At 67.7% G+C, this 12833-nt stretch carries 15 protein-coding genes; 5 read left to right on the forward strand and 10 right to left on the reverse strand.

Features of this window, described 5'->3' with window-relative positions:
• Positions 1-173 precede the first annotated feature (173 nt).
• Together CWC60_RS10810 and CWC60_RS10815 are read left to right on the forward strand one after the other, a co-directional pair.
• The gene (locus CWC60_RS10810) at positions 174-518 is read left to right on the forward strand and encodes a GIY-YIG nuclease family protein (protein ID WP_109794015.1); all 345 of its coding nucleotides are present in this window, start codon (positions 174-176) and stop codon (positions 516-518) included.
• A gap of 39 nt (positions 519-557) precedes the next feature.
• A complete protein-coding gene (locus CWC60_RS10815) occupies positions 558-1733 on the forward strand; it encodes an MFS transporter (RefSeq protein WP_109794016.1) in 1176 nt (391 codons plus the stop codon).
• Positions 1734-1784: 51 nt separating this feature from the next.
• Here the strand turns inward: CWC60_RS10815 and CWC60_RS10820 are convergent, their stop codons facing one another.
• Both CWC60_RS10820 and CWC60_RS10825 read right to left on the reverse strand, forming a co-directional pair.
• Positions 1785-2573 carry an enoyl-CoA hydratase-related protein gene (locus CWC60_RS10820; RefSeq protein WP_109794017.1) on the reverse strand — a complete coding sequence of 263 codons (789 nt, stop codon included), beginning with the start codon at positions 2571-2573 and terminating at the stop codon, positions 1785-1787.
• A 123-nt stretch (positions 2574-2696) separates the two neighbouring features.
• Positions 2697-3443, reverse strand: a complete 747-nt coding sequence (locus tag CWC60_RS10825; protein WP_109794018.1) for an SDR family oxidoreductase — start codon at positions 3441-3443, stop codon at positions 2697-2699.
• An 88-nt stretch (positions 3444-3531) separates the two neighbouring features.
• On the opposite strand from CWC60_RS10825, the gene CWC60_RS10830 reads away from it, so the two are divergent.
• Positions 3532-4290 carry a glucose 1-dehydrogenase gene (locus CWC60_RS10830; RefSeq protein WP_109794019.1) on the forward strand — a complete coding sequence of 253 codons (759 nt, stop codon included), beginning with the start codon at positions 3532-3534 and terminating at the stop codon, positions 4288-4290.
• A 38-nt stretch (positions 4291-4328) separates the two neighbouring features.
• Here CWC60_RS10830 and CWC60_RS10835 read toward each other — a convergent pair whose 3' ends face one another.
• From CWC60_RS10835 to petA, 7 genes are all read right to left on the reverse strand, one after another.
• Positions 4329-5180, reverse strand: coding sequence for a VOC family protein (locus CWC60_RS10835; RefSeq protein WP_109794020.1), 852 nt, complete (start codon positions 5178-5180; stop codon positions 4329-4331).
• Positions 5181-5199: 19 nt separating this feature from the next.
• Complete coding sequence (locus tag CWC60_RS10840) at positions 5200-5736, reverse strand: adenine phosphoribosyltransferase (protein ID WP_109794179.1); 537 nt, start codon at positions 5734-5736, stop codon at positions 5200-5202.
• Positions 5736-6614, reverse strand: a complete 879-nt coding sequence (locus tag CWC60_RS10845) for an S-methyl-5'-thioadenosine phosphorylase (protein WP_241147925.1) — start codon at positions 6612-6614, stop codon at positions 5736-5738. Before CWC60_RS10845 ends, CWC60_RS10840 begins: the two co-directional genes overlap by 1 nt.
• A 31-nt stretch (positions 6615-6645) precedes the next feature.
• Complete coding sequence (locus tag CWC60_RS10850) at positions 6646-7557, reverse strand: hypothetical protein (protein WP_109794021.1); 912 nt, start codon at positions 7555-7557, stop codon at positions 6646-6648.
• Between the two features lie 76 nt (positions 7558-7633).
• Positions 7634-8413: a cytochrome c1 gene (locus tag CWC60_RS10855; protein ID WP_109794022.1), complete on the reverse strand. Its 780-nt coding sequence runs from the start codon at positions 8411-8413 to the stop codon at positions 7634-7636.
• 2 nt (positions 8414-8415) lie between these two features.
• Entirely contained in the window at positions 8416-9672 is a 1257-nt protein-coding gene (locus CWC60_RS10860) for a cytochrome b (RefSeq protein WP_109794023.1), read from the reverse strand.
• Between the two features lie 11 nt (positions 9673-9683).
• Complete coding sequence (gene petA, locus CWC60_RS10865; RefSeq protein WP_109794024.1) at positions 9684-10214, reverse strand: ubiquinol-cytochrome c reductase iron-sulfur subunit; 531 nt, start codon at positions 10212-10214, stop codon at positions 9684-9686.
• Positions 10215-10415: 201 nt separating this feature from the next.
• Between petA and CWC60_RS10870 the strand changes: the two genes are divergently transcribed.
• Both CWC60_RS10870 and hemF read left to right on the forward strand, forming a co-directional pair.
• Positions 10416-10859 (forward strand): tRNA (cytidine(34)-2'-O)-methyltransferase, encoded by a 444-nt coding sequence (locus CWC60_RS10870; RefSeq protein ID WP_109794181.1) that lies wholly within the window; start codon positions 10416-10418, stop codon positions 10857-10859.
• A gap of 58 nt (positions 10860-10917) precedes the next feature.
• On the forward strand, positions 10918-11766 hold the full coding sequence (gene hemF / locus CWC60_RS10875; RefSeq protein ID WP_109794025.1) for an oxygen-dependent coproporphyrinogen oxidase: 849 nt from the start codon (positions 10918-10920) through the stop codon (positions 11764-11766).
• A 3-nt stretch (positions 11767-11769) separates the two neighbouring features.
• On the opposite strand, the gene CWC60_RS10880 is transcribed toward hemF, so the two are convergent.
• Positions 11770-12816 carry a GNAT family N-acetyltransferase gene (locus CWC60_RS10880; protein ID WP_206419888.1) on the reverse strand — a complete coding sequence of 349 codons (1047 nt, stop codon included), beginning with the start codon at positions 12814-12816 and terminating at the stop codon, positions 11770-11772.
• Positions 12817-12833: the final 17 nt, after the last annotated feature.

A 12833-nucleotide genomic window follows, 5' to 3' on the forward strand; every position in this document is an offset into this window, starting at 1 on the left:
GCTGGTCATGCCCGCCTGCGTGCGGGCATCCGGTTGCTCTGGCCGAGGCAAGGCGCGAACGCATCAGAACGCGCTCACGGCCAGCCCGGATCCCCGCACAAGGCGGGGATGACAATGAGTAGGCGGGCCTTTCCGGACTTGTGCGGATTCTCAGGCCGACGCAGCATCCACTGATGGCTCGGGACCGCCTCGTCTACATCCTCACCGACCACCGGAACGGGACGTTCTATGTCGGGATGACGAACGACCTCGTGCGGCGCATGGAACAGCACCGCGCCGGCACGGCGGGCAGCTTCAGCGAACGCTATGGCCTCCGGCACCTCGTCTGGTACGAGCGCCACGACGATCCGAACATGGCAATACGGCGGGAAAAGCGTATCAAGAGGTGGCCGCGGGCGTGGAAACTGAAGACAATAGAAGCTTCGAATCCCGACTGGCGCGACCTGGCCTATTCGCTTGGCGGCGCCGCGATCCATGATTGCCCACGGATACCGGATCCCCGCACAAGGCGGGGATGACGCGGTGTTTCCGCGGCCTCTTTTTCAAGACCGGAGTCCATGCGCCCCGCGAGTTCGCCACCGCACCTGATCACGCTGATCCTGCTGACCGCCACGGCGGTCTCGTCGCTGAACCTGTTCCTGCCGGCGCTGGCGCACATGGCCGAGGCGTTCGCGACCGACTACGCCACCATGAGCCTCGCGGTGGGCGGCTATCTGGCGGTCACCACGATCGTGCAGCTCGTCGCCGGCCCGCTTTCCGACCGGATCGGACGGCGGCCCGTGGTGCTCGGCGCGCTGGGCATCTTCGCCGCCGCCTCGGTGGGCTGCGCCCTGTCGGACGACATCGAGACCTTCCTCGCCTTCCGCATGCTGCAGGGCGCGGTGATCGCCTGCCTCGCGCTCTCCATGGCCAGCGTGCGCGACACCACCACGGCGCAGGACGCCGCGACCCGCATCAGCTACGTCACCATGGCGATGGCGCTGTCGCCGATGCTGGGGCCGGTGCTGGGCGGCGTGCTCGACACGGCCTTCGGCTGGCGCGCGAACTTCTGGTTCTACGCCGCCGCCGGCCTGGCGATGGCGGCGCTGGCCTTTGCCGACATGGGGGAAACCCACGTCAAAGGGGGGGAGAGTGTCCGGCACGGCTACGCCACGCTGCTCAGGATCCCGCGTTTCTGGGGTTTCCTGGCCTGCATGACCACGTCGACGGCGGGCTTCTACATCTTCATCGCCGGGGCGCCGCTGGTGGCCGCCGAAAGCTTCGGCATCTCCTCGGCCATGCTGGGCGTCCTCATCGGCTCCATCACGGCCGGCTTCATACTGGGCAGTTTCCTGTCCACCCGGCTGACGCGGCGGGTGGGGATCGTGCAGATGATGCTGGCCGGCCGGATCGTCGCCTTCGCCGGTCTGGGGCTGGGCGCCGCCATCCTGCTGGGCGGGCATCTCAGCCTCTGGACCTATTTCGGCGCGATGATCTTCGTCGGCATCGGCAACGGGCTGACCATGCCCAGCGCCCATTCCGGCATCATGTCCATCCGCCCCGACTTGGCCGGCACGGCCGCCGGCATGACCGGCGCGCTGACCGTGGCCGTCGGCGCCGCGCTCACCCTCATGACCGGCGTGCTGCTGACCCGGGCGGACGCGCCGCTGACACTCATGCTGATCATGCTGGGCGCGACGGGCGTCGGCCTGGTAGCGGCGCTGCTGCTCAAGCGGGAGCGGCCGGCGCGGTAAGCGGAACGGGCCGCCCGGATGAACCGGGCGGCGACGGTCGATTGCGCGCCTCTACTTCACGTGCTTGCGGAAGTCGGGCTTGCGCTTCTCGTTCAGCGCCGTGACGCCCTCCTTGGACTCCTCGGTGCCGTAGTAGAGGCGCAGCGCCTGGAAGGCGAGGCCGCCGATGCCCTTGATGTTCTCGGAATCGGCGTTGAAGGAGGTCTTGGCCAGAGCGATCGCGGTCGGGCTCTTCTCGTTGATCTCGTCGCACCACCGGCGGACTTCCGCATCCAGCTCTGCGGCCGGCACGACCTTGTTGACCAGACCCATGTCGCAGGCCTCCTGCGCCGAGTAGCGGCGGCAGAGATACCAGATCTCGCGCGCCTTCTTCTCGCCCACGCACCGCGCCAGCAGGGCGGTGCCGTAGCCCGGATCGACCGAGCCCATCTTCGGACCGACCTGGCCGAAGATCGCCGTGTCGGCGGCGAGCGTCAGGTCGCAGAGCGTCGCCAGCACGTTACCGCCGCCGATGGCGTAGCCGCGCACCTTGGCGATCACCGGCTTGGGCATATCGCGGATGGCGGCGTGAAGCTGCTCGACCGGCATGCCGACCGTGCCGCGGTTGCCGCCCTGGTACTGGCCGTCATGGTTCTTCTGGTCGCCGCCGGTGCAGAAGGCCTTCTCGCCCGCGCCGGTCAGCACGATGGAGCCGATGTCCTTGTCGTAGCCGGCGTCGTAGAGGGCCTCGATCAGCTCCACCACCGTGCGGTAGCGGAAGGCGTTGTAGACCTCGGGGCGGTTGATGGTGATGGTCGCGGTGTGGTTCTCGACCTCGTAGATGATGTCCTGGAATTCCATGTGCGGAGTCCTTCCCTTGTTCGTGCCGCCAGTCGGGGGCGGGTGTCCCGGGGCTTGATCCCGGGACCCGGTCCTATGGATTCGCCGGGCCGCCGGAGCAAGACCGGGGCGGCGGCGAAAAATCTACCCGTTCATCGTCAGGCCGCCGGAGACGCTGATCACCTGGCCGGTGATGAAGGCGGCGTCGTCCGACAGCAGGAAGCAGACCATGCCCGGATAGTCCTCCGGCTGACCCAGGCGGCGCAGCGGGATCGAACGCTCCAGCGCCGTCTTGATCTTGCCCTCCGGGTCGAAGCCGGCGAACAGCGGCGTCTCGGTCGGGCCGGGGCAGACGGTGTTGCAGGTGATGCCCTGGCGCGCGTGCTCGCGGGCCAGCGTCTTCATGAAGGCGATGACCCCGCCCTTGCAGTAGGAATAGACGCCCTCGCCCGTCGAGCCGACCCGGCCGGCGTCCGAGGCCAGCGAGACGATACGGCCCCGGCCGCGCTCCGCCATCTTCGACAGCACCGCGTGGGTGACGTTGACGGGGCCGAACAGGTTGATGTCGACGATCTTCTTCCACAGTGCCGGGTCGGATTTCAGGAAGGGCACCATCCTGTCCCAGCCGGCGTTGTTCACCAGCCCGTCGACAGGCGCCATCTCCCGCTCGACCCGGTCGACGGCGGCGACGACCGCGTCGTGGTCAGCGATGTCGAGGGCGAAGCCCCTGGCGCCGTTGCCGATTTCCTTCGCCACCGCCTCGGCGCCGTCGCCGTTGAGGTCGAAGATGGCGACATGTGCGCCCTCCTCGGCCAGACGGGCGCTGATGGCGCGGCCGATGCCGCTGGCGCCCCCGGTGACGATGATGGTGTTGTCCTTCAGTCCGCGCACGGTGCAGTCCTCCCCAGTTCGCTTTGCGTTTGCCGGATTTTGTACGCTAGCTTATCAATTCGCGGAACCATGAACAGGGGAGGAGATCATGGCGGGATTGCTAGAGGGACGCGCGGTGCTGGTCACCGGCGCAGCCGGCGGCATCGGACAGGCGGCGGCGGTGCTGTTCGCCAATGAGGGCGCGCAGGTGCTGGCCGCCGACCTCAACGCCGACGGACTGAAGGAAACGGCCGAACTGTCGGGCGGCAAGGTCCGCACGACCACGGCCAACGTCGCCAGCGAGGAGGAAGCCGACGGCCTGATCCGGCAGACCATCGACGCCTTCGGCAAGATCGACGGCGCCTTCAACAACGCCGGCATCGAAGGCGACTGGGGGCGTACGGACGAAAGCACGCTGGACAACTTCAACCGCGTCGTCGGCGTCAACCAGACCGGCGTCTACCTGTGCATGCGCGCCGAGATCCGGGCCATGCTGAAGGCCGGGAAGCCGGGCGCCATCGTCAACACGGCCTCCATCGCCGGCATCGCCGGTTCGATGTACATGCCGGCCTATATCGCCTCCAAGCATGGCGTGGTGGGCCTGACCAAGGCCGCGGCCATGGAATATGCGCGCAAGGGCATCCGCGTGAACGCCGTCTGCCCGGGTCCGATCAAGACCCGCATGCTGGACACGCTGACCGGCCATCATCCGCGCGCGCTGGAGGCGATGAGCGATTCGACTTCGATGAAGCGGCTGGGCGAGCCGAAGGAGATCGCGGAAGCGGCGCTGTGGCTGCTGTCCGACCGTTCGTCCTATGTCACGGGCGTCGCCCTGCCTGTCGACGGCGGCATGGTCGCCGGCCCGTAACGCAACCTGGACGGCCCCGGACGGGTTCCGGGGCCGCTTCAGCTTTCGAAGCCTACCAGCAGGCCGTTGGTGTCGGCGGGCTCGGTCTGGATCGAGCCGCCGGGATCCAGCCGGTAGGGCATGCCGCGGTCGTCCAGAACCTTCGCCGTGGCCGCCGTGTCGGCGACGCGGAAGGTCGCCGCGGCCATGAACGGCGGCGGCGGGAATTCGTCGTCGGCGACGGCCGGGTACATCAGCGACAGGTGATCGGGCGTGACGAAGATGATCGCCGTGTCCCCGGTATGCACCGTCAGCGTGTCGTCGGTCAGCACCGTGCAGCCCGGTCCCAGCAGCTTCTGCCAGGTGGCCGCCAGGGCCGCCGGGTTCTCTGCCACGGCGACCAGCGAGGCGATCGAGAGGACGCCGTTGGGATGTTCAAGCCATTCGGGCCTGCGCACGATCTCCGGCGTGTCGTGGTGGCAGATGAAACCGTTGATCACCGGCGCCGCGCCGTCGGGCAGCAGGATCAGCCGGAAGCGGGGCTCGACCTCGCCCTCGGGCAGCTCCAGCGGGCGTCGCAGGTCGACCGGCCCCCTGATGTCATAGCCCGAGGCCTTCAGCGCGCCGGCGGTCTCGTCGGCGTCGCGCACCGCGAAGGCGACCCGGTCCAGCCCCTCGCCGTTGCGCGCCATGCGCTCGCGCAGGCCGCGGTCCGGCAGGTCGGGGTCGATGATGCCCATCAGTTCCACGTAGTCAGACGGAAACATGATGCAGTAATTGCCCGTAGCCATGTCGCGGTGCCGCCCGCGCGGCGTCAGGGTGAATCCGAGCCTGCCCCAGGTCTCACGCGCGCCCTCCAGATCCTCGACCGCGATGACCAGATGATCGATGCCGGTGATGCCGTGCAGCATGGCGTTTCTCCCTCGCGCGTCAGTCGCCTTCGAACTCGCAGAGCGTCATCACGCTCAGCCCCATCTCGTGCAGCTTCGCCTTGCCGCCCAGATCGGGCAGATCGACGATGAAGCAGCAGCCGACGACCGTGCCGCCGGCCTTGCGGACCAGATTCACCGCACCGGCGGCGGTGCCGCCGGTGGCCAGCAGATCGTCGACGATCAGGATGTTCTCGCCTTCGCGGATGGCGTCGGTGTGAATTTCGATCGTGTCGGTGCCGTATTCCAGCTCGTAGTGTTCGGCGATGGTGTCCCAGGGCAGCTTGCCCTTCTTGCACACCGGCACGAAGCCGACCGAGAGCTGATGCGCCACCGCGCCGCCCAGCACGAAGCCGCGGGCCTCGATGCCGGCGACCTTGTCGATGCGCACGCCCGCATAGGGCTGCACCAGGCGGTCGATGGCGGTGCGGAAGCCGCGCGCATTCGCCCACAGCGTGGTCACGTCGCGGAACATGATGCCCGGCTTCGGATAGTCGGGGATCGTCCGGATCAGGTCCCGGATATCGTCCAGCGCCATCAACGCAGCACCCGTCCGGCGACCGCGTCCAGGTTGGCGATCACATCGGGCTCCCGCGATTCCGGCGCGGTGATCATGGCCACTTCCAGCGCCCGGTCGCAGCCGGCGGCGCAGACTGCCCGGCGGCCCGCAAGCTTCGGCGCCGTCGCGGCCACGAGCTTCTGCGCCTTCTCGGCGTTGTCGTGCAGCACCTTCAGCACCGCCTCGACGTCGACATGGGCGTGGTCGTCGTGCCAGCAGTCGAAGTCGGTGACCATGGCGACGGTCGCGTAGCAGATCTCCGCTTCCCGGGCGAGCTTGGCTTCGGGCATGTTGGTCATGCCGATGACCGAGCAGCCCCAGTCGCGGTAAAGGAAACTTTCCGCCCTGGTGGAGAACTGCGGCCCCTCCATGGTGAGGTAGGTGCCGCCGCGCACATGGAAGATGTCGCTTTCCGTCGCCGCGGCCTCCAGCGCGTCCCCCAGGCGGGGGCAGACGGGATCGGCCATGGAGACGTGGGCGACCATGCCGTTGCCGAAGAAGCTCTTCTCGCGGGCGAAGGTGCGGTCGATGAACTGGTCGACGATGACGAAGCAGCCCGGCGGCAGTTCCTCGCGGAAGGAGCCGCAGGCCGATACCGAGATGATATCGGTGCAGCCGGCGCGCTTCAGCGCGTCGATGTTGGCGCGGTAGTTGATGCCGCTCGGACCCAGGCGGTGGCCGCGTCCGTGGCGCGGCAGAAAGACAAGCTGCGTCTCGCCCAGCCGCCCGAAGAGCAACTCGTCGGACGGCTGTCCGAAGGGACTTTCGATCCGCCGCCACTCGGTGTCGGTCAGCCCTGCCATCCCGTAGAGACCGCTGCCCCCGATCACCCCCACGATTGCCTCGTCCTGGCTCAAGTCACCCTCCAGCAAATGATCCGCGCGGATACTAGCGCATCATCCGCCGGGGTACACCGACCAGCCGCTCATAGGCCAGCGACAGGATGCCCACCGCGACGGTGTAGAGCAGGATGCGGGGCAGGATGGCGAGGATCAGGTCGAGAAACTTCTGGTCGCCCGCACGCTCCGTGGCCAGGACCGCCGCGGGCAGATCAAAGACGGCCGTCAGCGCTGCCGCGGGCAGGCTGGCCAGGATGAAGGCGCAGACCAGGCGCGCGCCGTTGCCGCGCGTGGCCGCCGCCGATTCGGCGAAGCTCATGGCGCCGCCGATGGCGAGCGCCGGCAGCACCAGAAAGAAGCGCGCCACCAGGAAGCCGAGGATGACGGCGATGCAGAGCCAGTTCACGGCCGGGGCCCCCCAGGCCGCCAGCAGACCCCACGGGTCGTAGCCGGCCTGGACCAGCCACAGGATCGGGCCGCCCAGCAGGGGCCCGTAGATCGCGGTGACCGCCAGGCCGGTGACATAGCCCAGCCCATAGAGCACCGCAGCCGCCTTGAGATAGGCCCACTCGGCGCGGCCCAGCCGGTAGACCACGCGCGCGGACGGGTTGTCGGCGCCCATCAGCACCATGCGGTGCCAGGCGGTGATGACGGGCACGACCGCGATCATGCTGACGATGGTGAACAACAGGCCGGCGAGGCCCGGACCCGCGTAGGGGCTCAGTTCGATGGCCCCATAGGCCGCCGCGACGGAAACCGCGAAGGGCCGCCACATCAGCATGATGAAGATGTCGGCGTGACGCAGCAGGATCGTCCAGGAGCGCCCGGCGAGTTCGAGGACGCCGACGCGCGCCGCCGGTCCCTCGTCACCCGCTGGCGGCGCTGCCGCCGGTCCGCCGTCGGGGGGCCTCAGCCGGAACCCGGAAGCGCGCCTGCCGTCGGCTTTTCTCTCGCTGGCCATGGGTTGACGCTAACTCAAAAAAAAGGCCGCGGCGAACGCCACGGCCTTCTTTCCGGACGGAAGCCGGTGCGCTGCGTCAGTGCAGGCGGCCCCAGATCTGGCGCTTGGCGAGGTAGAGCAGCACGGACAGCACGATCAGGAACAGCATGACCTTCCAGCCGAGCTGCTTGCGCTCCTCCATCTTGGGCTCGGCGGCCCAGGCGAGGAAGGCGGTGACGTCGTGGGCCATCTGCTCCGTGGTCGCCTCGGTGCCGTCGGCGTATTCCACCAGCCCCTCGGCCAGCGGCGGGGGCATGGCGATGCAGCCGCCGGAGAAGTAGGGGTTGTAGTAGTTGGTGGCGGAGCAGCCGTGCTCCTCCCCGGCGGTCTCGCTCTCGCCATAGCCGGTGAGCAGCGAATAGAGGTAGTTGTCACCGTTCGGCCGGGCCTTGCTCATCAGCGAGAGGTCGGGCGGTGCGACGCCGCCATTGGCTGCGGCGGCGGCCTTGTCGTTCGGGAACGGCTCCGGGAAATAATCGAAGTCCTTGCCCGGCCGTTCGAACATGTCGCCGGCGTCGTTCGGCCCGTCGGTGATGGTGTACTCGGCGGCGATCGCCTTCACCTGGGGCTCGGAGAAGCCGATGGCTTGCAGGTTGCGGAAGGCCACGAAGCGCAGGCCGTGACAGGACGCGCAGACCTGCTGGTAGACCTGCAGACCCCGCTGCACCGAGGGCCGGTCATAGGTGCCGAAGGGACCGGAATGGGACCACTCGACATCCTTGGGATGCTTGGCTTCCCCGGCGGCCTGGGCCGCACCGGTGCCGAGGCCGACGGCGAGCAGCGCGGCCGCCAGCGTTTTCACAACAGGATGAGCCATGGTCACGCTTTCTCCTTCGGCGCGGCTGTGGCATCCGCCGACGCGGTCTTGCCGGATCCGAGAACCGCCTCGGCGATCGAGGTCGGCAGCGGCTTCGGCCGTTCGAACCAGCCGAGAACCGGCATGATGATCAGGAAATGGATGAAGTAGTACGCGGTGGCCAGCTGGCCGACGACCAGCATGGTGCCTTCGGGCGGCTGGCTGCCTGCATAACCGAGCACGATGCAGTCCAGGACGAAGATCCAGAAGAACAGCTTGTACTGCGGCCGGAAGGCGGCCGAACGCACCTTGGAGCGATCCAGCCAGGGCAGCACGAACAGCACCGCGATGGCCGCGAACATGGCGATCACGCCCATCAGCTTGTCGGGAATGGCGCGCAGGATGGCGTAGAACGGCAGGAAGTACCATTCGGGCACGATGTGCGCCGGCGTCGAGAGCCGGTCGGCCGGGATGTAGTTGTCCGGATGGCCCAGATAGTTCGGCGCGAAGAAGATGAAGAAGGCGAACAGCAGGCCGAACAGCGCGAAGCCCAGGGCGTCCTTCACCGTGAAGTAGGGGTGGAAGGAGATGTAGTCCGCCGGCCCCTTGATCTCGATGCCCAGCGGGTTGGTCGAGCTCTTCTGGTGCAGGGCGACCAGGTGCAGGAAGACCAGGCCGAAGATCACGAAGGGCAGCAGGTAGTGCAGGCTGAAGAAGCGCTGGAGCGTCGCGTTGTCGACCGCGAAGCCGCCCCACAGCCAGCTCACGATCGGCTCGCCGACCACGGGCAGGGCGCTGAACAGGTTGGTGATCACGGTCGCGCCCCAGAAGGACATCTGGCCCCAGGGCAGCACGTAGCCCATGAACGCGGTCGCCATCATCACCAGCAGGATGACCACGCCGATGAACCAGATCATCTCGCGGGGCGCCTTGTAGGAGCCGTAGTAGAGGCCGCGGAAGATGTGGAGGTAGACGGCGATGAAGAACATCGAGGCGCCGTTGGCGTGCATGTAGCGCAGCAGCCAGCCGAAGTTCACGTCGCGCATGATGTGTTCGACGGAGCTGAAGGCGAGGTCGACATGCGGGGTGTAGTGCATGGCCAGCACGATGCCGGACAGGATCTGCACCACCAGCACGACGCCCAGGATGGAGCCGAACTGATAGGCGACGTTCAGGTTCCGCGGATAGGGATGCTCGATGAAGGCATGATGCATCATCGTGAAGACCGGCAGGCGGTCGTCCACCCACTTGATCACCGAGTTGTTGGTCTGGAAGGACATCTTCTGGAACCTCAGCCGATCAGGATCTGTGTGTCGGAGACGAACTGGTACGGCGGCACCAGAAGGTTCAGCGGCGCCGGTCCCTTGCGGATGCGGCCCGACGTGTCGTAGTGCGACCCGTGGCAGGGGCAGAACCAGCCGCTGTACTCACCCTGATCGGACTTCGGGATGCAGCCCAGATGGGTGCAGGCCGCCAGCACGACCAGCCATTCCGCATGGCCGTCCTTGACGCGCTCGTCGTCCGTCTGCGGATCGGGCAGTTCGCCCAGATCGACCGCACGCGCCGCCGCGACCTCTTCCTCGGTGCGGCGGCGGATGAAGACAGGCTTCTTCTGCCAGGTGATGGTCACGGTCTGGCCCGGCTCGATGGCCGACAGGTCAACCTCTGTGGTCGACAGCGCCAGAACGTCGGCCGACGGATTCATCTGGTCGACGAACGGCCACACCATCGCCGCGGCGCCGACGCCGCCGAACGCGGCGGCAGAGATGATCAGGAAATCGCGACGGCCACCTTCGCCCTCGCCATGGGATCCTGCGCTCATGGGCTCCAACCCCTCCGAATTCAATTAGACTGGCGCATCTCACCCGCGTCGATTCGCGACCCCCGCGCCAGTAACGCGCCTAACAATCAGGTTTGTGTCGCCAAGTCCAGTTGGCGGCGCATATTGCGACAGTGAGACGCATCGGTCTTGCAGAACCTTTCGGGCGCTTTCAAAGGCGTGGAAACAAAGGGAGATTCCGAGGTGCGTCTGGCGCTGTTCCAACCCGACATCCCGCAAAATCTCGGTGCGGCCGTCCGTCTGGCCGCCTGTCTCGGCCTCGGACTGGACGTGATCCGGCCGACCGCCTTCCCGCTCGGCGCGCGGGAACTGCGCCGCGCGGCGATGGATTACGCCGCCCTGATCGATCCCGTGCTGCATGATTCGTGGGACTCGTTTCTCGCCGTCCGGCCGGCGGGACGGCTGGTATTGCTGACCACGGCCGCCGAGACCGACGTCGACGATTTCGCCTTCGCCGCCGACGACACGCTGCTGCTGGGGCGGGAAAGCGCCGGGGCCCCCGCCGCGGTGCACGCGGCGGCCGACGCCAGGTTGCGGATCGCCATGGCCCCGGGAGCACGGTCGCTGAACGTGGTCACCGCCGCCGCCTTCGCGCTCGGCGCGGCCGGGCGGCGGCTGCGCGGTTGACGGGCGGCGCTCCGCTGCCGCATTGAATTCGGCGCAATCACCGCGGAAGGGAGCGGCCATGAGCGACGAGGAGCGCAAGCGCGCGGCGAGAAGCTGGTTCGAGGACCTGAGGGACCGCATCTGCGCGGCATTCGAGGCCATCGAGCTCGAGCACGAGGGGCCGCTTTCCGACCGCGCGCCGGGCCGCTTCGAGCGCACCGCCTGGGACCGGGAGGGCGGCGGCGGCGGCGTCATGTCGGTGATGCGCGGCCGGGTCTTCGAGAAGGTCGGTGTCAACGTCTCCACGGTGGAGGGCCGGTTCTCGGAAGACTTCGTCGGCCAGATCCAGGGCGCGAAGGAATCGGGCGGGCATTTCTGGGCCTCGGGCATTTCGCTGGTCGCGCACATGCAGTCGCCGCTGGTGCCGGCGGTGCACATGAACACGCGCCACATCCGCACCTCGCTCGGCTGGTTCGGCGGCGGCGCCGACCTGACGCCGATGTTTCCCGACCGCGCCGACACGGACGATTTCCACGGCGCGCTGCGCGCCGCCTGCGACGCCCACGATCCGGACTACTATCCCCGCTTCAGCAAGTGGTGCGACGAGTATTTCTTCCTCAAGCACCGCAACGAATCCCGGGGCGTGGGCGGCATCTTCTACGATCATCTTGACAGCGGCGACTGGGAGCGGGACTTCGCCTTCACCCGCGATGTCGGCCAGGCCTTCCTGGACATCTATCCGAAGCTGGTGCGCCGCCACGCCCACCGCGAATGGACGCCCGAGCAGCGCGAGCATCAGCTGATTCGCCGCGGCCGCTACGTGGAGTTCAACCTGATCTACGACCGGGGTACGACCTTCGGCCTCAAGACCGGCGGCAACACCGAGGCGATCCTGATGTCGCTGCCGCCCGAGGTGAAATGGCCGTGAGTTCTACGCATCGGTGCGCTTGTCGAAATGGGCGTAGTAGCGCGAGCCGACGCGGTCCATCTCGACGGTGACGAAGACGTCGATGGTGCCGAACTGGTCGTCGATCACCGCGCCGTCGCCGATCACGCCGCCGAGCCGGAGATAGGCCTTGATCAGCGGCGGCATGGCCTTCCAGACGCGGCGCGCGTCGATCGCGTCCTTGTCGACCATGTCCATGTCCACATAGCGCTCGTCGAGGGCGCGCACCGACCGCTCGGGCGGCGCGCCGTGGAAGTGGTGCAGATAGGAGAGCGCCTCGGCATGGGCCTTCGGATCGCGGCCGTGGAAGCTGGCGCAGCCGAACAGGGTGGTCAGCCGGTGTTCGGCCAGATAGGCCGCGATGCCGCGCCAGAGCAGCTGGATCGTGGCCTTGGAACGATGGCTGGCGGCGACGCAGGAGCGGCCCAGTTCCAGCAGGTTCTCGACAGGCTGCTCCATCAACGGCGTCAGGTCGTATTCATCGGCCGAATAGAAGCCGCCATTGCGCTTGGCGACCGAGCCGCGCAGCAGGCGGTAGGCGCCGACCAGCTGATCCTGGTCGGCCAGGCTGCGGTCCATGACGATCAGGTGGTCGCAGATGTCGTCATAGCGGTCCATGTCGAGCCTGAGCCGACGCGCCACGGGGTCGGGGCGGGCGCCCATCTCGTCATAGAAGACGGCGTAGCGCAGCGCCTGGGCGGCGCGGATCGCCTCCCTGTGGCGGGTGATGTAGACCTCCAGGCTGCCGGCGGAGCAGACCGGCCCGGAATCGGGCAGGCTCCAGCGCGGCCGCGTGTTCGACTGCCGCTGCGGCGGCATCTGCACGACGGTCGTGGGCGTGGTCGCCTCGGCGGCGGCCTCTCCGGCGAGCAGTCGGGCCCGTTTGTTCGCCCGGCGCTCCTTCAGCTTGGTCGCCGCGATCTTCGGAAAGAAGATGACATTGCGAATGATCCGCCGCGGCCGCTTCTGGCTTTTCGGACGTATCGATCTGGCCCGCCGCCACGCGTGCGGCAGTTTTCTCATTGCGCTCATCTGAGGTGTCTGGACCC

The organism is Minwuia thermotolerans (genome assembly GCF_002924445.1).
Lineage (GTDB): Bacteria > Pseudomonadota > Alphaproteobacteria > Minwuiales > Minwuiaceae > Minwuia > Minwuia thermotolerans.

Coding starts and splice junctions, on each gene's coding strand:
- CWC60_RS10810 (WP_109794015.1), top strand. CDS start 174: ATGGCTCGGGACCGCCTCGTCTACATCCTCACCGACCACCGGAACGGG.
- CWC60_RS10815 (WP_109794016.1), top strand. CDS start 558: ATGCGCCCCGCGAGTTCGCCACCGCACCTGATCACGCTGATCCTGCTG.
- CWC60_RS10820 (WP_109794017.1), bottom strand. CDS start 2,573: ATGGAATTCCAGGACATCATCTACGAGGTCGAGAACCACACCGCGACC.
- CWC60_RS10830 (WP_109794019.1), top strand. CDS start 3,532: ATGGCGGGATTGCTAGAGGGACGCGCGGTGCTGGTCACCGGCGCAGCC.
- CWC60_RS10835 (WP_109794020.1), bottom strand. CDS start 5,180: ATGCTGCACGGCATCACCGGCATCGATCATCTGGTCATCGCGGTCGAG.
- CWC60_RS10840 (WP_109794179.1), bottom strand. CDS start 5,736: ATGGCGCTGGACGATATCCGGGACCTGATCCGGACGATCCCCGACTAT.
- CWC60_RS10850 (WP_109794021.1), bottom strand. CDS start 7,557: ATGGCCAGCGAGAGAAAAGCCGACGGCAGGCGCGCTTCCGGGTTCCGG.
- CWC60_RS10855 (WP_109794022.1), bottom strand. CDS start 8,413: ATGGCTCATCCTGTTGTGAAAACGCTGGCGGCCGCGCTGCTCGCCGTC.
- CWC60_RS10860 (WP_109794023.1), bottom strand. CDS start 9,672: ATGTCCTTCCAGACCAACAACTCGGTGATCAAGTGGGTGGACGACCGC.
- petA (WP_109794024.1), bottom strand. CDS start 10,214: ATGAGCGCAGGATCCCATGGCGAGGGCGAAGGTGGCCGTCGCGATTTC.
- hemF (WP_109794025.1), top strand. CDS start 10,918: ATGAGCGACGAGGAGCGCAAGCGCGCGGCGAGAAGCTGGTTCGAGGAC.
- CWC60_RS10880 (WP_206419888.1), bottom strand. CDS start 12,816: ATGAGCGCAATGAGAAAACTGCCGCACGCGTGGCGGCGGGCCAGATCG.